Source organism: Dysgonomonas sp. GY75, assembly GCF_015234155.1.
Classification (GTDB): Bacteria; Bacteroidota; Bacteroidia; order Bacteroidales; family Dysgonomonadaceae; genus Dysgonomonas; species Dysgonomonas gadei.
This window is the reverse complement of sequence record NZ_JADCLQ010000048.1, coordinates 82,328-106,499: the sequence shown is the minus strand read 5'-3', so window position 1 is coordinate 106,499 and position 24,172 is coordinate 82,328. Positions and strand designations below refer to the sequence as shown.

Genomic DNA, 24,172 nt, shown 5'->3' with positions numbered 1-24,172 from the left:
TTAAATATCAGTTTATACATTATTATATAGCTTAGATAAATAACATATATAGTTTACGGGTATATATAATCTAAAATATAAATTGTATACACTTAAGCAGGTTGATTAGGAGAATACGTCTCATTCTCCAAAATGAAGTATCCCGAAACAGTTACTTATATAAAACTGTTAGGGAAATATTTATTTTATGCTCTACATTTTCTCTAATCGTCTTAGAAGTTCTTCTTTGAAACTCCTTCCTATAGGTAGTTCTTTTCCTGCAATATGAAGAAGATTCTTATCAATTAGCTTTAGGTGTTTGACCGATACAATATATGATTTATGTATTCTTATAAATTGATTCGCGGGTAGCCTTTCCTCTAAGCTTTTCAATGAAGCAAGAACCATGATTTTTTCTTTCGCTGTATGAAAAGTGACATATTCCATTTGACCTTCTATAAACAACAGGTCTGCATAATTTATTTTATAATACCTATGACCGCTTTTCACTGCTATACTATTATCCGCTATTCCTTCGGCCGGTGAATAAATTGGGGTAGACGGAAATATATTCATTCTATTCCTTTTCTCAATAACTTTATTTATTGCTTGCAAAAAGCGTGGAAAAGCAATAGGTTTTAATAAATAGTCGACTACATTCAGTTCATAGCTTTCAACTGCGTATTTCGAATATGCAGTCGTAAATATAATCGAGGGAGGATCTTTTAAGCTCCGGGCAAAGTCCAGTCCTGATATTTCGGGCATCTGAATGTCTAATAATAATATATCTATCTTTTCTTCACGGATTACATTCATCGCTTCAAATATATTAAAACTGCTTCCTGCTATTTCAAGGAAAGATAACTTTGATATATACTCAGATAACAATTTCCGGGTGTGAAACTCATCATCTACCACAAGTACTTTCAAAGCCTCGGCCATAATTAATTTTATTTCATTATATTTTATAAGCGTATTAATAATTCGACCTTAAAGTATTCAGTACAATCTGAAATATCCATGGAGTAATTATCTCCATAATAGAGAAACAATCGTCTTTTTACATTTTTAATACCTATTCCGATTCTTTCTGTTAATGTATTGTTTTTAAGAAAAGGCTGGTTATTTTTCGATGTAAACCTTATTTGATGATTATTTACTTCCAGATCGATATGCACATAACCTTTTTGATCGACTTCGAGAGGAGCATATTTAAAACAATTTTCTACAAAAGGCTGGAAAAGCATAGGGGGGACTGATATATTGACATTATCTTTTATGTTACAAGTGAAAACAATATTCTGATCATCCTCAAGTCTTAATTTCTGAAAATCAATATAGTTTCCTATATACTCGATTTCCTTTGCCAACGGAGTGAATTCCGTATCACAATCTTCCATCACATAACGCATCATCTGTGCTAATTTTAATATATAGCACGATGTATATTCATCTTTAAAATAAACCATTGAATAAATATTATTCAGGGCATTGAAAATAAAATGAGAGTTAATTTGAGATTTTAGAACTCTTGTTTCCAATATCCTTTTTTCTAAAAGAAGCTTTTCTTTCTGTTTTTTGTCTTTTGTCGTTTTCTTAGAGAATAAAATGATGTTTGATGCTGCAAATGTCAGGATAAATAAAGCCAGAAATTTTACCAGAGCAAAAACAAAATGAGACCCATCTTTGGATTCTACTTCAAAATATTGAAATATATAGATTTCTAACCCACTACAAATGTAAGCTAGTGAAACAAGTAGAATAGATGAAAAAAAGATATATCCATATCTTTTTCTTTTCATTAATAATATAGGAACAAATATTACCTGTGTCATGAAATAGATTGTCAGAAGGCTTACAAATGTTATAAAAGTTATAAACATAGCTAATACTATCCCTGCCCATATCATTTGTGCAAATGATATGAAAAATATAATAGACCAAACAATTATATATTGAAGCCTTTTTGAAGATTGTATATGATTTAATATTCTGTTCATAAATCAATATCTGCTTATAAAACTCAGTATAAAGATAGTAGCGATAATAATGGGGAAACAAATTTATTCAATCAACGACCTGATAATGCCTATTAACGTATTTGAATCTCTAATAAATGGTGATATTCCTGTTTTTTTGTAAAACTATACAATTGAATCTTTATAAGTGTTTCGTATAGAAAACTATTCTGTTCATTGATTTTTTTTTAAAGATGCAGGAATAGTCCATAATTTCATTTTTTGAAAATAAAAATATTTATATACGTAATTTATAAGATATGGAAAGGAATAGGGCTATAGCCAGCATGAAAAATATAAATATCGATGCTTTGATCAGTCACGTTCTCAAACTATGGTTAAGAAGTAAAAAACAGATATTAGGTGAATTTGGACTGACAGGTTCCCAGTTTGAGATACTGACCGCACTATATGACCTAAGTGCCTCAGGGAGGGATATTATACAGATAAACTTGTCAAAAGAAACGGGGATTGATCCCGTGACGACTTCTACTATCCTCCGCAATTTGGAAAAAGGGTGCATAATTACGCGCGCCCGGGGAAGAATCAATACTCGTGCGATATACATTGGACTTACAGACAGCGGCAAAGATCTCTACAAAATAGCATCTATCAAAATGGCGAATTGCTGTGATAATATTTATCATAGCATTGATAAAGAGATGCTTACAATTCAACTGATATCATTATCCCGGGAACTGAATAAGTTTAACAATTAGATAACAATGAAAATAAAAATAATATTTAGCGGAGCAATTTTTTTCTTGATTTTTGCTTCATGTGGAAACAGTAATAGATCAGACCAGAGTGGAAAGGCTCTTAAGTATCCTGTGATGGTTTTGAACAGACAGCATGCCAGTATGCAATCTGTATATCCGGCCACGATCAGAGGGCAGGAAGATATAGAAATAAAACCCCGTGTGGATGGATTTATTGAAGCGATATATGTAGATGAAGGTTCTGTGGTTAAGGCCGGACAGCTATTATTCAAAATAAACTCTCCCTCATCAGAACACGCATTGACTTCGGCCGAAGCTTCTGTTAACAGTGCTAAAGCCCAGGTCAATACGGCTAAGGTAAATGTTAACCGCTATCGCCCTTTGGCAGAAAAAGAAATTGTAAGTGAGGTACAATTACAGACATATGAAAATGCTTACGAAACGGCATTAGCCACTTTGGAGCAAGCTAAAGCGACCCTGAAAAATGCTCAGGCTACAATCAGTTGGGTGACAGTTACCAGTCCTGTAGATGGAGTCGTTAGCGCTATCCCTTATCGCAAAGGAAGCTTGGTTAATAGTAATAATATTTTAACGGCGATAGCTAATACCGGAAATGTATATGCTTATTTTTCATTAAATGAACGTAAATTGATGGATTTCCTTAAAGGAGTGGAGGGTAATACCCAGTCTGAGAAAATAAAAAATATACCTCCTGTCACATTAATCTTATCCGATGATTCCGAATATAGCGAAAAAGGGAGAATAGAAACTATAACAGGAACGGTAGATATAACCACCGGTACAGCTAATTTTCGAGCAGAATTTCCTAACAAATCAGGAAAATTGAGGAGTGGGACAAGCGGAAAAATAGTTATACCAAAAACGCTTAATGACATTTTTATAATACCACAAAAAGCGACATTCAGCCAGCAGGATAAAGTATTGGTTTATAAACTGGAAAATGATTCAGTAAAACAGCAGGTTATATCTGTTCAGTCTACACCGGATGGACAGAATTACGCAGTAACAAATGGATTATCTGATGGTGATACAATCGTGTACGATGGAATAGCAACACTTCGAAACGGAATGAAGATATTGATTAAGGAAAGCTTGACAGCTTCTTATTAATCAAATAATGGTCAAAAGGTATAGATTATATATTCTGTTTGACAGGATATCTGAGGTTTAACAACTATAAAAGCATGAAGATATGTTGAAAACATTTATAGAACGTCCTGTATTATCCACTGTAATATCCATCATTATAGTTGTTTTGGGTATGATCGGACTCAACATGCTGCCGATAGAACAATATCCTGATATTGCGCCTCCTACGGTAAGGGTTGAGGCAACTTACAGCGGTGCAAATGCTGATGTGATTATGAATAGTGTTATTATTCCATTAGAAGAAGCCATCAACGGAGTGGAAGGAATGACCTATATGACATCTTCGGCCGAGACTGGTTCCGCTAATATAACGGTTTATTTCAAACAAGGGATAAATCCTGATATGGCAAGTGTAAACGTTCAGAATCTGACAAATCAGGCATCATCGCAACTTCCGGCCGAAGTAATCCAAACTGGGGTAACGGTGAGAAAACAACAAACCAGCAATATACTGATGATGTCACTTTCATCTGAAAATCCGGTATATGATGCTACGTTTATAGAAAACTATGCCAGCATCAATATCATACCTCAGATAAAACGTGTTTATGGTGTAGGAAATGTCTCTGCTTACGGGTCGAGGGAATATTCTATGCGTATCTGGCTGAAACCGGATATAATGGCTTCCTATAAAATATCGACAGATGAACTGATCAGCGCTTTAAGCGACCAAAATATAGAAGCGGCCCCCGGACAATTGGGCGAAAATAGTAATCAGGCATTCCAGTATACACTCAAATATACAGGGCGACTCTCCTCTGTAAATGAATTTGAGAATGTAATCGTTCGTTCAAATGAAGGCCGGATAGTTCTTCTAAGTGATGTAGCTACGGTAGAACTGGGTGGATTACAATACAATACGTCTACATCAACAGATGGTAATCCGGCAGTAATGATACGTATAAACCAAACACCCGGCTCGAATGCCCAGGAAGTACTTACAAACGTAAAAGTAGAATTAGAAAAAGCCATATCAGAATTCCCGCCGGGATTGAAATTAACTTATTTAGTTGATATCAGTGATTTCTTGAATGCGTCAATTAGTAAAGTTATTACAACTTTAATCGAGGCCTTCTTACTGGTCTTCTTAGTTGTCTTTATATTTCTTCAGGATTTACGCTCTACTATTATTCCGGCTATAGCTGTTCCTGTAGCTATTATAGGAACATTTTTCTTCCTATGGTTGATGGGGTTTTCCATCAACCTGCTTACTTTGTTCGCACTTTTGTTAGCTATCGGGATTGTTGTTGATGACGCCATTGTTGTTGTAGAAGCAGTGCATGCTGAACTCGAAAATAGGATAAAAGACCCAAAAGATGCGGCGATTAAAGCAATGGGGGAGATAGCTCCCGCTATTATCTCTATTACTTTGGTTATGGCTTCGGTATTTATTCCTGTTAGCTTTATCGGGGGGACAAGCGGCATTTTCTATAAACAGTTTGGGCTGACATTAGCTATCGCGATTAGTATTTCCGCTGTTAATGCATTGACGTTAAGTCCTGCATTGTGTGCATTATTTCTAAAGCCAAATGATGAAACTTCCCCAAAAGGTGGTTTTATCAGACGCTTCTATTATTTCTTCAATATCGGATTTAATATATCAACTGCAAAATATAGAAAAACACTTGTTTTTCTGGGGGAAAAGGGACACCGATGGATTACTGTTACGATCATTTTGGTTTGTACCTGTATTTTGTTCAGTCTGATGAAAATAATGCCTACCGGATTTGTACCACAAGAAGATAGCGGAAGACTTATGGGGAGCATAACATTACCTCCCGGATCTTCCTTGGAAAGGACGGATTCGGTTGTAAATGCAGTTCTGGAGATAGCGAGTGAAATCCCTGAAATTGAACATTTAGGAGGTCTTACCGGGATAAGTTTCATGAGTGGTAATGCCAGTTCGTATGGATCGGTTATGTTAAGTATAACTCATTGGGACAACCGGAAAATAACAGTAAATGAAGTTGCTGCAATACTAACACAGAAAACAAGTTTTATAGAGAATGCTACTTTTATGTTTTTCGGTACACCTACTATTCAGGGATTTGGTTTGAGTAACGGGGTAACCGTAAATCTGCAAGACCGCACGGGAGGGGATATATATGAATTTTATAATGTTACGAATGATTTTATTGAAGAAATGAATCGGAGGAAAGAGGTAATGATGGCAATGACCACCTTTAACCCTAATTTTCCTCAAAAACAATTGGACGTCAATATGGCTAAAATCAAGGATGCAGGCATCACGCTAAATGATGTGATGGGTACATTACAGGCATATATAGGCAGCCAATATATATCAAACTTTAACCTATATGGGAAGCAGTACAGGGTAATGGTGCAGGCGGCACCCGAATATAGGTCCAAACTTGATGATCTGGACGGAATATTTGTGAAAACAGCAAGCGGGGAGATGGCTCCGGTAACAAGTTTTCTGACGGTAAGTGACATTGCCGGTCCGGAAACCCGTACGCGTTTTAACCTGTATTCTTCTATGGAACTAACGGTTATACCGGATTATTCGGCAGGATACAGTACCGGCGATGTCATCAAAGCTATTGAAGAAGTGAAAGAGCAAAGCCTGCCAACAGGATACAGCTACGAATATTCGGATATGACACGAGAGGAAGCAAATGCCGGTAGCCAGACAATATTGATATTCGGACTGTGCTTAATCTTTGTTTACCTGTTATTAGCCGCGTTGTACGAGAGTTATATATTGCCTTTGGCTGTAATCTTTTCTCTGCCCGTGGGATTATCGGGTGTATTCATCTTCCTCTCTGTATTCGGATTGAGTCAGGGAATAACGAACAATATTTATGTACAGATTTCCCTTATTATGTTAATCGGATTATTGGCAAAAAATGCGATACTGATTGTCGAATACGCTATTCAGCGTCGCCAACAGGGAATGAGTATTGTAGATGCAGCTATAAATGGAGCTGAAGCCCGTTTACGCCCTATATTAATGACTTCTTTTGCCTTCATTTTCGGACTTTTACCATTGGCTGTGTCCTCAGGTGCAGGAGCAATCGGCAATCGCTCGATAGGTATCAGTGCTATCGGAGGTATGCTCATTGGTACTCTCATCGGGGTGCTGGTAATACCTTCTCTTTATATTATATTTCAAACTATTCAAGACAGGTTTAGCAAATCGGGCATAGTAAATTCAAACGATGAATTTATTGCACAACAAAACAGGGAATAATTATGAGTAGATATAAATATATAAAGAATATTACTTTATTAGGATTTATAATCCTGACAGGTCTTCCAGCCTGTCAGGTAATGAATAAATACAAAGTTCCTGAAATAGATAGTGATAATTTATACGGAGAAATGACGTCTTCCGATACAACTACCATAACCGGTATTCCATGGAAAGAATATTTTACAGATTCGTTTTTGATCCTTTTGATAGATGAAGGAATAAAAAAAAACCATGATTTACAGATAGCCTATACCCGCATACAACAAGCCGAAGCGAACCTGAGTATGGCTAAAGCAGCATATTTCCCCGACATATCGTTAGCCGGACAAGTAGACCAATCCCGCTTCAGTAACGGGAGTAATGGCGAAAAGGTACTCGGTTACCATTCTACAGACTATTCTTTAGGTGTATCGGTAAGTTGGGAACTGGATATCTGGGGAAAACTTAACAGGCAATCCAGATCGAAATATGCTCAATTTTTGAATAGCTATGCTTATAAGGATCTGATTCAGACATCATTGATTGCGAATGTAGCCTTGTCATATTACTCCTTACTTGCTTTAGATGAACAACTTGCTATTATAAAAGAAACAGTGGATCTTTTAGAAGAAAATGTAGAAACGATGGAAGCTCTTAAAAAGGCCGGATTGCAAAATGGTGCCGCAGTAGAGCAAAGCAAATTCCTTTTATACAGTACACAGGCCTCTATTCCTGATTTGGAAAGTCAAATCAGACAAATGGAAAACTCGATCAATACTTTACTTGGTAGGAAACCTGAGAAAATAGAACGGTCAAGTATATATAACCAGCAATATCCTAGCAGATTACAATATGGGGTTCCGGTTCAAATGCTGGCAAAGCGTCCGGATGTACAACAAGCAGAGTTATCTTTCCGCTCAGCCTTTGAACTTACCAATGCTGCGCAAGCAAGCTTTTATCCGTCTCTAACCCTCAGTTCATCATCGATAGGTTATGCTACTAATAATACATTATCTAATTTTTTCAATCCTGGAAATATTTTCGCAAATATAATCGGGGGTTTGACACAGCCTCTTTTTGCGAGAAAGCAACTGGTTGGAAGCCTGAAGATAGCCAAAGCGCAACAACAAGAAGCTTTGTTAATCTTTGAACAAACAGTTTTGATTGCCGCACAGGAAGTTACGGATGTTTTATATACTTTCGAATCTTTACTGAAAAAACAAAAAGTAAGAGAGTTACAAGTCGAAACCGGCCAACGATCTGTTTATTTCACTCAAGAGCTCTTGAAAGCAGGGGATGCAAATTATACAGAGGTGCTTACTGCCAAACAAAATCTTTTATCCGCTTTGATAAGTCAAGTTAATGATAAGCTGGAGCAATTACAATGTACCGTAGTTTTATATAAGGCATTAGGAGGAGGAACTGAATAAATTGTGATCATTTGTGTGTGGTTTGTATTGTTAATGTTATTTTTAGAAATCCTGCGAAGAAATTTTGCGGGATTCTTTCCCGGGCTCTCTAGTTTTGGGGAATAGCTGTATAGTGTAACTCCTCTGTGTCTCGAAGTGTCTCAATTTCTTTTCAACCGGTTTTTCTCTTGCAGTAATGAATTTATCCATAATATCAAAAACAGACATGCCTTTTTTACCGATTTTCGTGATGCGAAAAAGATATTTCACAATAAATGCGTATTGAAACGGCCGGTGGACAATAATAGGCTAGTTTTGTAGTAAGGAAATCAGAAAGAATAGCAATAAGGATTTCCTACTATAAACTATCCTCTCGTTGTTCTAGAAATATAAAATACAGTAAAGACATTTCAACTATACATATTATGTATATAACTCAAGAACAAATGGAAAATTTCATCAGAAGTAATGCTGAAAACATCTGGGAGCTCTTATGTGAAAGAGGACAAATGACTATTAGGCAGATTGGAGAACATACTCACTGCAGAGATGCTATTATATTTATGTCTATAGGGTATCTGGTTAAGGAAGATAAAATCAATATCGAAGATAAATCCGGAACTTTATATTTTGAATCAAGAAATACTATAACGGAAATATATTATTAATATAAATGAACAGTTGAATCCATCCTCTAATTATTAATAAACAATACAATTATTATCTGAATAATAATTGTAATACACTAATATAAAAATTAAAGGGTTTTAATAGTTTTTTAGTTCTGATTCCAAGAAGGAATTGCTTTATTAATTTAGGCATTTTCTTCTTGGTTTCTTTTATTGGCTATACTAATATATTAGAATTCGTCCAATTGCTGATGTAAATCCTTAAAGAATACAATACGCTCAGGCTCTCCACTACAGGAAATTAGAGTTGAAATGCGTCGGCGAGAATGAATCCAGCTATTCATTTCATAATAGCAACTTTTCTCTGTGCTGGCCAGACCATTTAACACGCAAGCTTGGATAACACTGAGATGATACTGACCAACCTTTAAATTATAGAATGCCTTGTCAAACTGCGTGTTTGAAACATACATATGTACATCATTACCATTTTCATATTTGCCGGTGATTGAAAGCTGTTCCATATAATCCAGGAGTTTGTGAACTTCCCCCAGGATAATTTTTGCGTCGCATTCTCTTAATAATTTTATGGAGACGAAGTACTTCAGCTCATGAGTCAGTGCCCAGCAGAGCTGCCTGTCGAAGACATAATAGGCGTTTTGTATCTGCATGTGGGCTTCTCGTGAAGCCCGGAAAATCTCTTGCATACGTTCTTCAATTTTTACATCATGATAGGCTTTGGCTTCCCGTAATCCACTTTCATATATCCATTTGAAAAGGGCGAACCGGGTAATATTCTTATAGCGTAGGTACAATTGTTGAGGGAATCTATTCGACGTGATGGCTAACTGGGAAAAAGGGTCTTTGCTACCTTGGCGGACATCATCTAAGTAGGCCTCTAAAATCTTATAATCTTTAGGACTGGGTGTTTCGAAATCGACTAAGTGTATACTGTAATTAAATCTTTTGTCAGGAGATGTATTTACTACTTCACCAAGCGAAAAATCCAGTTCATTAGCCAACATGGCAGCTTCCTTTAAGGTAAACGACACTTCCCCGCGCAGGCGACGATAAGCCGCTTCCTTGCCTATGGACAGCACATTCATGATAATAAATACAGGATTGACTTCTGATGGAATCCGAGCTTTGACAGCGTTGAGTAAGGCCTTGTCATAATTATATGTTTTCATACTTGAATTTTGTTACAAATAGTATTAGAAAATAAATCTTGTAGCGGAAAGTATTCCAAAACAAAAAACACTTTTAACCCCTTAGTACACCATATCTGCTAACATGTAGATAATATAGGAACTATAAATTATCATATAGAATTCTTCGATAATGTGTAGAATAATAATATGAAATAAGAGGTTTTTGGAGCAAAGGCATAAATCACAACTCATCTAATAGCTTACGCAGCGAGGAGAAAAACTCAATACGTTGGAATTCTCCACTTTGGGTAATCAAAGTAGAAAGCCTGCGTCGGGAATCGATCCACTCTTCCATTTTTAGATAACTGATTTTATTTGAAGAAGCTACGCCGTTGAGAATACAGGCTTCAATGATACTAAGATAATTTTCATGGATTTTGAGGTTATAATAAGACCGTTCGAAGCTTATATCTGATATGTATATCTGGACTTTATTTCCGTTTTCATATACTCCATTAATGCAGATCTGCTCCATATAATTAAGCATTATATACGCCTCTCTGCGGATGTTTTCTTTATCTTCTTCTCTTATTAATCCTATAGAGACGAAATGTTTCAGATCTGTAACTAAGGATTGTCCGATTTGTTTATCAAAAATAAAACAGGTGGAAGCGAATTGTCGGTAGGCATGCAGCGAATCATCGAAAATCTGTTGCATTCGGTTGGGTATCTTCACTTGGTGATATGCTTTTCCCCGTCCGGATTTGTTATGGTAAATCCATTTGAACAGAAAGAAGTTCAGCAAACTCTTATAACCCAAATAGATCTGTTGTGGAAAAGTATTAGTGGATATAGTTATATGAGAAAAGGTATCCATGCTAGAACTTAAAAGCAGATCTATATATTCCCGGAGGATGTGGTAATCTCTTTCATCGGGATTCTCAAATTCAGCCAGACGCATGTGTAAATGCTGTATTTTTTCATCATAGTTTTCGGTTATTTCATCTAATGAAATTCCCAATTTTTTTGATAAAAGTACTGCTTCCTGTAAGTTAAGACATACTTCTCCGCGTAAACGCCGATAAGCCGCTTCTTTTCCGATAGATAAGATATCCATAACAAACCACACTGGATTAATGTCTGCGGATAGTTTAGCTCTTACTGCGTCAAGTAAAGTCTTGTTATAATCATGTGTTTCCATATACATAATATATAGGTATACCAAAGATATAAATTAAATTGAGGTTCCTATTATTCCATTTCTAAATTTGTGTATTTATACAAAAAATATCCAATACTTCCCGATATAGTGAAGTAAAGGGTAATAAAAATACACTGAGTGCAAAGAAAATTTGCTATCCAAAATTAGTTTATTACTCAGGAGTGTTTGTTGCATATAACAAATAAATCTGTGGTTGTTCTTCCTGAAGTTACAAATAATACTAATAACTAGGCTGTTTTTTCTGAATATTGAAAATAAAGAGTTCGTTCTTCTTTTAAAAGAAAATGTATTTTGGAAAAGGATGAAAATTGGAACATGAAATTTGAGAGTAATAGATACTTTTGAAACTAAAATAGAGAACTGCTCTATAGTCAACGATTGACAGTTAGAAACGAAAAGACGAATTAATTTACTATCTTGATTAAATGTCAGATAAGTTTTGTCAATTTATCAATTACTTTGTTTCTTATGATTTTACAATATTATTACAAATGAACTAATGCTTGATATTGTTCAATTATAACTTAACTTAAAATAAAATGAGACACATAATTTTAAAACGTCCCCTGATAGCAGTAAGAACTTTTTCTTTATTTGTTCTATTGAGTCTGATCCTATCTCTGCAAGCGCAGGTTACTATTGGCTCGGGAATTCCCCCTGACGAGAATGCCCTTTTAGATCTAAAAGAAGATGATAGTGGTAATTCGACCAGAGGCCTTTTATTGCCAAGGGTACAGTTAAGAGACATTTATGACCCTCTTCCTCTTACAGAACACAAGGAAGGTATGTTTATCTATAATATTGTAGAAAATGGTTTTGTAGAGCGGGGAGTATATTATAATACAGGGGAGAGATGGGAAAAGGTAAACACTCCTTCGTCTCACGCATTTTATACCAGCTGGTTTTATATGCCTTCCGTCGTTTTCGATACATCATCTGCGGGAGAAGGCTTTACTAAAAACCTTTATGAACTTTATAGAGAGCAATTTGCAAATCCAATTGTGAGAAGTTTTGATGCTCCGGAAAGTATTCCATATATACTAAACGCCAATGATCTATACTACTATATAACTTATTACGACGCAGAGGTCTTTGAGATAATATCTTTGTCGGAATCTGGAGTCCTGGAGTATAATATAAAACAGGCAGCCTCGGCTTATTCTTTAATCAACATTGTATTCGTTTTAAAATAATAATGCTATGGATAATAAATATGCAGCTCGTTGTATCATAATTAGTATGTTGTTTCTTATCAATCAATTAGGTCGGGCTCAGGTTTATGGAGATTTTCCTTATTCACAAAGTTTTAGAACTGAAACGAAACCTGTGGAAATAAAGATAGTAACACCTCAGGATCCTGATTTCCAGAATGATGCTACGTTTACTTTTGAAGGGCTGCGTTTGACCTCAAACCAAATTGGGGGATTCGGTGCAGTTTTTATCGGAGATCATCAGTTTCAGTCGATACAAGGGATCCGAATAGAGTTTGAATACCTAATGTATGGCGGCAGTGGTGCAGATGGAATATGTGTGTTTTTCTTTGATGCAAGCATGAACAATCCTGTTATTGGAAGCATAGGCGCATCTCTTGGGTATACCTATAACAGGGCAGATCTCAATTATATGGATAATAGAGCGACAGGACTGAGTGGCGCTTATCTGGGTATAGCTCTGGATTCTTACGGAAATTTTAAGAATAGGTTTTGGCAGGGAGAGGCTCGGAAAAATGGAATTCCCAACATTTCCAGAGATTTAGGGGAGAGATATATTAGTAATGTAACTCTACGCGGAGCCAGAGGGGGAGTTAGGCAAGTGACAGACTTTGCGTCTATTGCCGGGATGGACGACGGCTATATGGGTTACCCTGTGTTGATCAGTCAGCCAACTTTGAGTAATAATGAAGGGTGGCAGCTTAACGATATAGGAGGAGGCTATTCTTCCATAAATACATATAGTGGGGATTTCAATCTAAGAGGAGAAGATCAATCTGATTATAGGAGAGCTATTATTGAAATATACCCTTTGGACCCTAATGAAGGCTTTGAAATATCAGTCACAATCCAGCATGGAGAAACGGAGACAATCGTTATCGATGACTACCCATATAGAAGTTTTCTTGAATATGCTGAGAATGCCTATGGATTGGAGGGGGATAATATTGTCGGCGGTTCAGCAACTCCGCAGAGCACAACTACTCTCCTGAATGCAACTATTCCGATGTATTTGCGTATTGGCTTTGCTGCTAGTACAGGAGCTGAAACAGATATTCATGTAATCAGGGATTTAGAAATATCCCTACCTTCTTCGGCGGAAGCTAATGATGATTATACCTCTACAAACTCGACAATACCTGTTGTTATTGATATCCTGGATAATGATATCGGCTATAGTGGACAGATTACAAAAACGCAGATAGGAGACAAAGAGCATCTAAATCCAAATTCATTCCGTTTTTGTGACGACAGTGGGGATTTTTTGGGAGTAGTTGACAACGACATGACTGTTTATGATACTATAGAAGGCAATTGGCTGTTTGATTTTGAAGCCGGAGTACTCACTTTTACTCCGGCCAAAAATTTTATTGGGTTGGCTACAGTCAAATATAGTATTAAATCAAAAGATGAAGACGGGGAACCATACGACGATGAGGCATATCGATCTCTACCTGCTACTGTCAATGTGGATGTATCTCCTTTTCAGACTATTATTTCTAATAGAATGGTGGCTCCTGTGATAAAATAAGAATCGAATACTTTAGGTTCAAAAAGTGGAAATTATCTCAAAACAAAGATCTTAACCATTATATAATTAATAACCTGAATTTATTACATTACCACTGTTCTGATACATAATTTGGATATCTTCGGACAGATCATTAATCTCCTTTAGTACGCCTCGAATTATGCTCTGAGTTTGTCTCTGATCTGGTGGAATGCCATGCGAAATTCACGATGTTTGTATATGTCATGATCAACAGCTAAGAATGAACTCATAACAAGTATCATTCTGCCTGATAAGAGTTTGCTTAATGAAGGAAATTTGCGTGTAAACTCCATTATTGTTATATTTTACACAAATTTAGTCCATCTTTGACAAAAGTGCGGATCTCGTTTCCGTTTGAGATCACACAGGAATATTTTCTTTTATGCAATAATTCAATAATATGATCCATATTCATGACTGTAAAAATAATCTTTTGTTTGTTTAACTGTCATACATTTACCATTCAAAGTAAAAAAAGAGGTTAAAGACGAAAAAGCCAGATATTGACTCTGTTTTAAGGCTCCACAGCAATTTTCGTTTATTTGTCATTCCTGATTTTCTTCTTTTTATTAATTAACATCACGCTGAATAAAATCACAATCAAGCCCGCTATCTGTACCCATGTAACAATTTCTTTACCAAATGTCATCCCGATGACAACAGCCACAAAAGGATTAACATAGGCATGGGTGGCCACTTCGGTAGCCGGACGCACTTTTAATAACCAGATATAGGCGGAATATGCCAAAATGGAGCCGAATACGATCAGATAGATTAATGACAGCCACGATGAGACCGGTACTGTGTCCAGGTCTGTTCCTGCTATATTTCCGCTGAATCCGGCACATATCCAAAACATAAGACTGGCAAAAATCATTTGCCAGGCAGAACCGGCAAATGCATTCACTTCTTCTTCACCTGATGAACGGTATTTAGCATAAAGTGTCCCCAATGCCCATGATATGCATCCGAACAGAAGGAGTAATATTCCGTATTCACTATGGTTATTAAGGTTGCTGCTTTGGTTAAATTGCTCGAAATACAACAACGTGACACCAAGAAAACCAATAACCATACCTGCTATTACAGCCGGATTACGGAAGTTCCTGCTCCACATAGGAGCATCCAGCGCCATAATCCAAATGGCAGTAGAACTTGCGACAATTGCCACAAGACTGCTGCTGACATATTTCTGAGCAAGCATGACCACCGCCATATCTATAAACAGTAATACAATACCACTTACAGCAGATTTCCGAATAAGTGTTTTTTTAAAGACAGGCTCACCCCGGCACCAGCACCAGGATAAAAGTGTCAATCCGGCAACAGTGAATCGTAAAGCTCCGAGAATGAACGGGGAAAAGCCTTTCAGGGCTACTCCTATAAAATAATAGGTGGAACCCCAGACTACATAAATAAGGAAATACGCAATAATAATGCTTACTGTCCTTTTACCCGTTCCTTCTCGTAGCTTCATTTTCCGTATGCATTCCTGATTTTTTCCAGGGCTCTGATCAAATTTTCTCTTTGGGTAGCAATATTGATACGTATAAAACTCTTTCCAGCCTCTCCATACATGGTTCCTTCGTTTACCCATAGCTTTTCTTTCGCCAGCAGGGTTTCTGCAATTTCCTTAGATGTTTGTTGCAGGGCCGAGCAATCTACCCATACCAGATAAGTTGCCTCCAGCTTTATTACCGGGAGATGCGGAAGATATTCTTTGAAGAATCCGGTCAGTACGGTATAGTTTTCATACAAATAGGTTTTCAGGCTTGTCAACCAGTCCTCACCATTATTATAGGCTGCAATAAGGGCTTCTACAGCAAAAACATTAATTTCACAGACCTCGTTTATGTTGAGAGCCTTGTCTATTTTTGCCCTGATCTTCTCATCTGCAGCTACTATATTGGCAACCTGTATCCCTGCCAAATTAAATGTTTTGGTAGGAGCAATACAGGTAACGGAATTTTGCAGAAATTCTTCATTGACAGACGCAAAGGGTATATGTGTATGGCCTTCATAAACAAGGTCGCAGTGTATCTCGTCTGAAATGATAATTACATTATTGCGCAGGCATATTTCCCCGATACGTTGTAGCTCTTCCCGTTTCCAGGCCCTTCCTACGGGATTGTGCGGATTGCAAAGCAGCAGCAGCTTAGCCTTTGGATCGGCAGCCTTCCGTTCCAGGTCTTCATAGTCGATGCTATAGGCCCCGTCTTTATATATTAGGTCGTTCAGTTCGGCTATACATTGATTATTGCGAATGGAAGAGAAGAAACAATTATAAACAGGCGTTTGTACTATAACTTTATCGCTTGGTTCTGATAAGGCTTTGATAACAGCTGATAGCGCAGGAACGACACCTGAAGTAAATAATATCCACTTTTTATCGATGGTGAAATTATGCCTTCTTTGAAACCATGAGGTTATTGCATCGAAATATGCCGGAGGTACTTTTGTATACCCAAAAACACCATGTTCCACGCGCTTATGCAATGCATCTATAATTTCGGGTGCCGTTTGAAAATCCATATCGGCTACCCACAGCGGAAGTATCTCTTCGTCTTTTGATGTATCCCATTTGTAGGAATTACTTCCCCTGCGAATAACTGTTTTGTCAAAATTATATTTCATTCGGTTCAGATATTTTCTTCCAGACTTATCTTGCAGTCACCCGGATTTTGGCAGTTTTTATCAATGATTATTTCACCAATCCCTTTTGCGTTTATACTTCCTCCTTTTGGATTTTTCACACTAAGGATGTGGCCGTTTATGTCAGCTTTCAATGTTGAGTATTCAAAAGCTAAATCACATGTCTCTGCCATCGTACAATTCTCCATAACTAACCCTGTTGCATAACAGAGAGGCTGCGTTCCGGATATTTTACAGTTAATGAGCTTGAGATTCTTAGAATGCCACCCTAAAAATTCACCGTTAATTTCAGAGTCATAAACCGTTACATTTTCTGTTTCCCAGAATGCGTCTTTTGTATCAAGATGCGCATTGCGAATGACTACATTCTTAGTACCTTGGAAAGAGTAATTCCCTTGCAGGTACAGGTTCTCAATGTCGATATTTTCACCGTTCATGAAAATGTAATCACCTCCATGTGCCTGTACATTCCGGAGTTTTATATTCCTGCAATTCCAGATCGTTTCTCCGGCGTTCGGGAGCTTCACATTTTCGAGATATAATCCATCCACTTCACGGAACATTTTCGGAGCTTCTACAAGTGAGTTTATCATATTTACATTTTTTGAATACCATATAGCAGCCCTGCTATAGATGGTAAACAGGCAATCCTCAATGAACACATTGTCATTATGCCAAAAAGGATATTTACTCAGAAACTCACACTTGTATGCTTCTATATTGTTACACTGTTTAACGGCAGATTCACCGGGATAAAATTTGATATTTTCAAGGCGTAAATTGTCTGTAGCAAATAATGGCCTTTCACCTTCGAAAAATGTGTTGCTGATTACTTCTTTTGTTTTTTCCATTCAAGATTTATTTATTAGTTTGTTATTAATGTATATCATTTAGATTGGGCTATAGTAGCTTATAAAACTTGTTGTTTTCTGATTTTCAAAAACTTTCCATAGGTCAGCATACGCCAGGCCCATTCCAATGGACCGAATTGTAATCCGGATAGCCACAGATGACTGTAAGTTATCTGTAAAAGGAATATTACAATGGCGATCATCTCCACGTATATTAGTCCTAGTGTAGCTCCCAGAGCGAATCCTACTCCGTAGAAAATTATTATACCGAAAACAGATTGCATGATGTAGTTTGTGAGTGCCATTCTGCCGGGAGCAGCCATCGCTCTAAAAAAGATATGCTCTTTACGGTTAATATGCCACAGACAGATAGTTGAAATGTATGCCAGGCTAAGCGGAAATACACTGACGGTATATACAGCCGAGTGGGCGGCTAATCCCAAAGGATGCCCGTTCATCGCACTCCAGGCATAAAGCAAGGAGGTGGGCAGTCCAATAATATATCCATAAAAACGGATGGTCTTCAAAAGATTTTTGTTTTTCTCCAAATTGGCATACATGCGGTTCCTTCCGATATATAAGCCAATCAAAAATAATCCCATTACTTTAAATACACGGTTTCCTTCAATAAACTCCTGCATACGGATAAAAGAGCCTGCAATATTAAATTTAAGTATATCTGCATAATTCTGTTTGTCGGCGAGCCATACGGGAAAATTTGTCTCCGTTATCCCATACTTGTCATGAAAATATCCGGTTGCCTTTATAACAGGAGCGGCAAGATTCCATCCGTATATCTGTGTAAATCCATCTATAAGAACAGGAAATGCCAATAATATAACAGACCATATCAACAGCTTCTTATCCGGCATATTCCGGAATAAGGTAAGGACAAATCCCAAAATTGCATAAAGTAAGAGGATATCTCCTGCCCAGATGAACAATAAATGGAAAAGACCGATTAATGTCAGAACAGCCATTCTCCGGTAAAATACATTCAAATTATTACGGTCGTTCCGCGTAGCATTGGAGAGTATAATCGAAAAACCGATTCCAAACAACAGAGAGAAAATGGTATAGAATTTACCGTCAACAAAAATATACAGCAGATATTTCACCACCGTATCGATGCCGGCCGTGGGCATGGCTGAAGTTACATACTTGCTTAGAAAGGAATAGAGCGAAAATTCAGGGTAATTGGCAATACAGATTCCAAACAATGCCATTCCTCTTAATGCATCTAGAATTACATACCTTTCTTTGGGTTTTACCGGACTGATTTCAGACATCTCTTATTTTACGGTTTCTTGTATTTCAAATGTTTCATTGATCGATTAAAGAAAGACTTTTTCTACTTCTCAATCCAACTGATTATAGATTTGTCGAAAGGATTGACCTTGGGTTCCGCAAATGCTATCCAGTTACCGTTTTCATCGATCATGAATTTCTGAAAATTCCAGGTTACGTCGGCATCTTGTTTTCCGTTCCCGCTTTTTTCTGTCAACCAGGCATACAGCGGGTCTATATCTTCCCCTTTAACCGATACTTTGGCCATCATAGGAAAAGTAACGCCATAATTCAATGAACAAAATTCTTTTATTTCTTCATTGGAACCGGGTTCCTGCGATCCGAAGTTATTGGCAGGGAATCCGATGATAACAAATTTTTCCGGACCGTATTTCTCATACAATTCCTGTAGTTGCTTATATTGAGGAGTAAGCCCGCATTTTGAGGCAACATTTACAATGAGTACTTTTTTGCCTTTCAGGCTGGAAAGATCAAAATCTTTTCCTTCTATAGTCTTCACTTTAAAATCATAGAATGACTTATTCTGTGAAAAAACCGTTATTGACATTACCAATACCGTAATTAAGAATATTACTTTCTTCATATAAATAAACTTTGATGTTATTCTTCTATATCTATATATCACCACTTATCATAATAAAAGTACCGGAGCCAGGAATACTAACAGCTTGTTGAACCTTATCATGTTATTTAAATGATTAAAAAAACGGATAGTCCTTTACTTCTTTATATTCCTTTTCTAATAAGGTTTTTTCGTCTTGGGTCAATGGATTGTTCAGTATTTCATCAATATGGTCGACTGCAAACGAGAAGCTTTTAAAATCTCCGGGAGGAATAATAACGTCCGGTCCGCATTGAAATGTATATTTGATAGCTGCTATGGCTAATTCTTTATTGGTAGCGGTATCTATAGGTTTACACCATGCTTTCGGATAGTTTGAGGTTTCCCGTTCGGCTTTATCTTTCCAATGGCGATGGATAAGCGGTTTTATAGCAAGGACTCCGGTTCCTTTAGTTTTCGCCTGTGTGCATAAGGCTGTGCCCATTTTATTGTGCATATTCATCATCCAGTTTACCGGAAACATAACCGTATCGAAATCATATAAATCCATCGCTTTTATGGCAACTTCTTCCGAATGTGCCGTAAAGCCAAGTTTACGGATACGGCCTTCCTGTTTTTCACGTATCATCATTTCCATAACGCCACCGGGACCGAATGCATGGTCGATGTCTTTTTGCGTAGACATGGCATGCATCTGATATACATCGAAATAATCAGTATGCAATAGTTTCAGCGATGCTTCAAATTCATGTTCCGCTTCCGTTTTCATCCGCCTGCCGGTCTTACAGGCAAGGTAAATATTTTTACGGTAAGGGATTAGGGAATTTCCCAGCTTCTCTTGTGCGTCTTCATAGCTGGGCGCTACATCAAAATAATTTATACCACGGTCAGCTGCCCATGAGACATAGTTATCCGATGCAGGCTGTCCATCCCGCATCGATACAATTCCACCGTAGACAACCGGAAAAATATTGAATCCTGTTTTGCCCAGTACCTTTTTCAACCCGTCAGGGTGGGATTTCCGTTCACTAGCCGATACTTTGATCCCTTTCCCCATAATCCCTAAAGCGGAGAGCGCTGCCGCTTGAATAAACCTCCTTCTTTCCATCTTATAATGGTATTTTAGATTATAAAAATAATCTTTTGTTTGTTTATCTTTTATACATTGCTATTTAAAGCGAAAAAAGAAAGATTCAAAACGAAATAAATGATATTGACAGTTTTTTAAGGTTGCAAATGAGGTAATAATGGATTGGTCTCCATCCCGGATAACTCTTAACATAAATGTAGAAAATAATTCCTATTATGAATCGATTTGTAGAACGTATTTACCCTGAACCCATATACTTATCACGTAAGCAATCCTTTGTCTTATCCTTAAAATAAATTACATTTGTGCCAAATATAATATGCCATGGATATCTTCGATCCTGTTACATTCTATTATATATTAACATTTGCCATATCGTTTACTGTTACTATACTGGGAATAATGTTACTCGGATTGCATATTGCTCCCGGTAAAGAACTTGACAATTTACGTTTTTCAAGAAACTATCTGGCTATTTCTTATTTCGTTCTGGGAATATCCGGATTTGTGAGTTTCCTCTCGCAACAAGAGACCAAAAATGAATCGCTAATGGCATCCTGTACCCTGATTATAGCATCATATCAAGCCTTACTGTTTACTTACACCATATTGGCTTTAATACAACCTCTTGATATTAAAAGTAAACAAATATTTGTTCAGTTAGGAATCATTACCTTCGTTGCTGTCCTTCTACTTCTTGCTTTATTCTTTACTTCGCACTTCCTATATAACCTTGTTTTTTATATAGTTGTGGTTGCATATCTTTCCCAGCTCTCTTTTTATATATACTTATTCAGACTCAAATATAATGTGTGTTTGCGCTCGTTAGAAGAATATTACGACGAGGATGAACGTATTCGCCTGAGATGGGTGAATTTTTCCTTTTGTGGGGCATTAATAATTGGTATACTTGCTTTAACATCCTTGTTTCTCAATCTTTATTTTTATATACTTTTTTCAATTGTATATACAGCCTATTATGCATATATGGTCAGCCGGTTCTATAATTATCAGATAGATTTTAAATTTGCGATTCATGTTATAAATCAAAACGAGAAAACAAGTGAAGAAACAAGTGATAAGTGCGCCCCTCAATACAAGATAGAAAAAATTGAAAAGTTCAGTTTCATTTTGGATAAATGGATTGAAGAAAAGAAATTCACCCAAAAAGATATCAGTGTTGATGAAATAGCTGAATCGCTCGAAGTAAATCATAGTTTTCTTCAATATTATTTCAGAACATATATGCAGACCGATTTTCGCACATGGCGTTCAGAATTGCGTATCTGTGAAGCACAGTCTATACTCAAAGAAAATCCGGAGATATCTTTAGAAAAAGTACGTGAGTTGGTCGGATTCAACCATCGTGCAAATTTTCACCAGCAATTTCAAAAAATAACAGGTTTAACCCCTTTCCAATACAAACAACAGCAGAAGCCTGTTTAAACTCCTTCTTTTCATAAATTGTTTTGTTATTTTTTGAATTATCAAACAAAAAATAACAAGCTATAAAAAGATATTTATTACAAAACGAATAGATTTGTTCCGGATATATCTCATGTCTGTACAGCAAAAACTATAGTTGTAAATTAACACATATTTTTTATTATTCTACTCCTATAAAATGAAAAACAATAATCTTGTATCCGGATCTATTATTTTCATCTTTTTGATGTTTTCTTCGGCCACTTTAGCTCAAGTAGCATATCATCATGAAAAGGATTCATTACTGAGAGTCATTTCTTCCCTCACCGGAGGCGAGAGATTGAATGCCTATTACCAGCTTATGTTGTCGGTATATCATAATGAAGAAAACATGGATTCTGTGCAGGTTTATTTTAATGATTATATCCAGGAAGCCCAAAGCCAGAATAACCTAAAGGAAGAAGGCATGTTGTATGTCAATCTGTTAGCAGCCTACTGCAATAGGGAGCAAATGAAAGACGCGATACAGCAGGCTCCGCATATATTAAAGTTTTTGGAAAAAAACGAACTGTGGGAATATTACTATCAGGCATATGCCATATTTCTGGAAGCATGCTTTTTTGATAAGCAATACCAAAAAACGATAGACAAAGCTAAAGAGCTATATCAATTAGCAAAAAAACAAGGGAATGACAATGGCATTTCAGCCGCATTCTATTCTATGGCTTTAGTCTATCATAAAACAGGAAGGGTTCGTGAAGCCGGGGAATATTTTAGGAAATGTATAGAAATACAACAAAAAACAGATGACAAAACCTCGTTATTAACCCAGTCATACTACTACTTGTTCGAAATCGTATCAGCTGAGAAACGCTCAGATGAAGCACTTCAACTTATCCCGGATTGGAAGAAGGCGATTAAAGACTACGAAACACGAAAAAAACTGGAAAATCCGATTGCCTGGGGACAGGTATATGCAGCTTATGCACAAATATATTTTGATAAAAATCAACTATTCGAAGCGGAAGCTTACTGCGACTCTTCGTTAATGATCTGCTCAGACCCCTCAAATTCTGCGAATATATCATTCCTGAAAGCATTAATTCTCACTTCAAAGAAAGAATATCCACGAGCGCTCAAATTGCTGGACGAAGCCTATGAAACATTCTCTGCTTACAATGAATGGGATGTAACTGTTGAGATAATGAGGGCAAAAATGGAAATACTGCTTAGAGGGGAAGACAATAAAGAGGCTTTATCTTTATTTGAAACAATACTTGCACGAAAAGACTCCCTCTCCAATCAGGAATTTCATGCCCAACTCGACGAACTTCGTACTCAATACGAAGTAGATACGCATATAGCTGAAAAAGAAAAGGCTCGTTCATATATGTATTTTGCCTTCGCAGGATGTATATTGCTAATTATTACATTAGGCATGTGGATATATTACAATCATCAGATAACAAAGAAAAACAAAGCTTTGGTTAAGCAAATCAAAGAAATACAAACTCAACAGACAAAAGACGAAATAGAACTCCTCAATAAAACCGCTTTTGAGACAGAAGATGTAGATGACGAGCTTTGCCCCGAAAAGCGTAAAGACCAACTATGTATTGCCATCCGGGATATGTTACATAAAGAAAAAGCATATCGTGAACAGACGATAACCCGTGATAATATTGTAGAACGGCTGGGTACGAATAAAGAACTGTTTATAGACGCTTTTCAGTATTGTTTTGGAATGTCGTTTTCCGAGTACGTAAATTCTCTCCGTCTGAAAGATTCCATCACCCTGCTTGAAGAATCGGACCTGTCGATAGAAGAAATATCTGAGAAGGCGGGCTTTGGTACAGTGCGTACTTTCCAGCGGCAGTTTCAGGCAAAGTACAACATGTCTCCTAAAGAATATCGAAAAGCTGCAATGAAATAAAAATAATATCAATCTTACAGTTCTAAGTTTTGACTTATTGAGAAGCTGTTTGAATTATATTCCTTGCCTGTTTTTGTTAAAACCTGACACATCTGACA

19 protein-coding genes are annotated in these 24,172 nt (G+C 36.8%); 9 read left to right on the top strand and 10 right to left on the bottom strand.

Annotated features, from left to right (window positions below; translation table 11 throughout):
- Window positions 1–192: 192 nt before the first annotated feature.
- Both IR083_RS18150 and IR083_RS18145 read right to left on the bottom strand, forming a co-directional pair.
- Window positions 193–921: a LytR/AlgR family response regulator transcription factor gene (locus tag IR083_RS18150; RefSeq protein ID WP_194225352.1), complete on the bottom strand. Its 729-nt coding sequence runs from the start codon at window positions 919–921 to the stop codon at window positions 193–195.
- Between the two features lie 23 nt (window positions 922–944).
- The gene (locus IR083_RS18145; RefSeq protein WP_194225351.1) at window positions 945–1,814 is read right to left on the bottom strand and encodes a sensor histidine kinase; all 870 of its coding nucleotides are present in this window, start codon (window positions 1,812–1,814) and stop codon (window positions 945–947) included.
- A 443-nt stretch (window positions 1,815–2,257) separates the two neighbouring features.
- Between IR083_RS18145 and IR083_RS18140 the strand changes: the two genes are divergently transcribed.
- The 5 genes from IR083_RS18140 (at window position 2,258) to IR083_RS18120 (ending at window position 9,156) form a co-directional block, all read left to right on the top strand.
- Window positions 2,258–2,716: a MarR family winged helix-turn-helix transcriptional regulator gene (locus IR083_RS18140; RefSeq protein WP_194225350.1), complete on the top strand. Its 459-nt coding sequence runs from the start codon at window positions 2,258–2,260 to the stop codon at window positions 2,714–2,716.
- Between the two features lie 6 nt (window positions 2,717–2,722).
- The gene (locus tag IR083_RS18135; RefSeq protein WP_194225349.1) at window positions 2,723–3,847 is read left to right on the top strand and encodes an efflux RND transporter periplasmic adaptor subunit; all 1,125 of its coding nucleotides are present in this window, start codon (window positions 2,723–2,725) and stop codon (window positions 3,845–3,847) included.
- A gap of 82 nt (window positions 3,848–3,929) precedes the next feature.
- Window positions 3,930–7,097, top strand: coding sequence for an efflux RND transporter permease subunit (locus tag IR083_RS18130; protein ID WP_194225348.1), 3,168 nt, complete (start codon window positions 3,930–3,932; stop codon window positions 7,095–7,097).
- A 2-nt stretch (window positions 7,098–7,099) separates the two neighbouring features.
- A complete protein-coding gene (locus IR083_RS18125; protein WP_194225347.1) occupies window positions 7,100–8,509 on the top strand; it encodes an efflux transporter outer membrane subunit in 1,410 nt (469 codons plus the stop codon).
- Window positions 8,510–8,934: 425 nt separating this feature from the next.
- Window positions 8,935–9,156 (top strand): winged helix-turn-helix domain-containing protein, encoded by a 222-nt coding sequence (locus IR083_RS18120; protein ID WP_194225346.1) that lies wholly within the window; start codon window positions 8,935–8,937, stop codon window positions 9,154–9,156.
- A 191-nt stretch (window positions 9,157–9,347) separates the two neighbouring features.
- Here the strand turns inward: IR083_RS18120 and IR083_RS18115 are convergent, their stop codons facing one another.
- Together IR083_RS18115 and IR083_RS18110 are read right to left on the bottom strand one after the other, a co-directional pair.
- Entirely contained in the window at window positions 9,348–10,307 is a 960-nt protein-coding gene (locus IR083_RS18115) for a hypothetical protein (RefSeq protein WP_194225345.1), read from the bottom strand.
- Between the two features lie 202 nt (window positions 10,308–10,509).
- Entirely contained in the window at window positions 10,510–11,469 is a 960-nt protein-coding gene (locus IR083_RS18110) for a hypothetical protein (RefSeq protein WP_194225344.1), read from the bottom strand.
- 560 nt (window positions 11,470–12,029) lie between these two features.
- Between IR083_RS18110 and IR083_RS18105 the strand changes: the two genes are divergently transcribed.
- The gene (locus IR083_RS18105) at window positions 12,030–12,683 is read left to right on the top strand and encodes a hypothetical protein (protein WP_194225343.1); all 654 of its coding nucleotides are present in this window, start codon (window positions 12,030–12,032) and stop codon (window positions 12,681–12,683) included.
- A gap of 7 nt (window positions 12,684–12,690) precedes the next feature.
- Window positions 12,691–14,232 (top strand): hypothetical protein, encoded by a 1,542-nt coding sequence (locus tag IR083_RS18100; protein ID WP_194225342.1) that lies wholly within the window; start codon window positions 12,691–12,693, stop codon window positions 14,230–14,232.
- 559 nt (window positions 14,233–14,791) lie between these two features.
- On the opposite strand, the gene IR083_RS18095 is transcribed toward IR083_RS18100, so the two are convergent.
- The 6 genes from IR083_RS18095 to IR083_RS18070 all read right to left on the bottom strand — a co-directional run bounded on the left by IR083_RS18095 (window position 14,792) and on the right by IR083_RS18070 (window position 20,734).
- Complete coding sequence (locus IR083_RS18095) at window positions 14,792–15,730, bottom strand: EamA family transporter (RefSeq protein ID WP_194225341.1); 939 nt, start codon at window positions 15,728–15,730, stop codon at window positions 14,792–14,794.
- Window positions 15,727–16,887: a MalY/PatB family protein gene (locus IR083_RS18090; RefSeq protein WP_194225340.1), complete on the bottom strand. Its 1,161-nt coding sequence runs from the start codon at window positions 16,885–16,887 to the stop codon at window positions 15,727–15,729. The genes IR083_RS18095 and IR083_RS18090 overlap by 4 nt, the downstream gene beginning before the upstream one ends.
- A 5-nt stretch (window positions 16,888–16,892) precedes the next feature.
- The gene (locus IR083_RS18085) at window positions 16,893–17,756 is read right to left on the bottom strand and encodes a DUF3737 family protein (protein ID WP_194225339.1); all 864 of its coding nucleotides are present in this window, start codon (window positions 17,754–17,756) and stop codon (window positions 16,893–16,895) included.
- A 59-nt stretch (window positions 17,757–17,815) separates the two neighbouring features.
- Window positions 17,816–18,316, bottom strand: a complete 501-nt coding sequence (locus tag IR083_RS25010) for a DUF418 domain-containing protein (protein WP_410492890.1) — start codon at window positions 18,314–18,316, stop codon at window positions 17,816–17,818.
- A gap of 791 nt (window positions 18,317–19,107) precedes the next feature.
- Window positions 19,108–19,647: a glutathione peroxidase gene (locus IR083_RS18075; protein WP_194225337.1), complete on the bottom strand. Its 540-nt coding sequence runs from the start codon at window positions 19,645–19,647 to the stop codon at window positions 19,108–19,110.
- 115 nt (window positions 19,648–19,762) lie between these two features.
- Complete coding sequence (locus IR083_RS18070; protein WP_194225336.1) at window positions 19,763–20,734, bottom strand: aldo/keto reductase; 972 nt, start codon at window positions 20,732–20,734, stop codon at window positions 19,763–19,765.
- A 306-nt stretch (window positions 20,735–21,040) separates the two neighbouring features.
- Here IR083_RS18070 and IR083_RS18065 point away from each other — a divergent pair, with 306 nt between their 5' ends.
- Together IR083_RS18065 and IR083_RS18060 are read left to right on the top strand one after the other, a co-directional pair.
- Window positions 21,041–22,162, top strand: coding sequence for an AraC family transcriptional regulator (locus IR083_RS18065; RefSeq protein WP_194225335.1), 1,122 nt, complete (start codon window positions 21,041–21,043; stop codon window positions 22,160–22,162).
- Between the two features lie 178 nt (window positions 22,163–22,340).
- Window positions 22,341–24,074 carry a helix-turn-helix domain-containing protein gene (locus IR083_RS18060; RefSeq protein WP_194225334.1) on the top strand — a complete coding sequence of 578 codons (1,734 nt, stop codon included), beginning with the start codon at window positions 22,341–22,343 and terminating at the stop codon, window positions 24,072–24,074.
- Window positions 24,075–24,172: the final 98 nt, after the last annotated feature.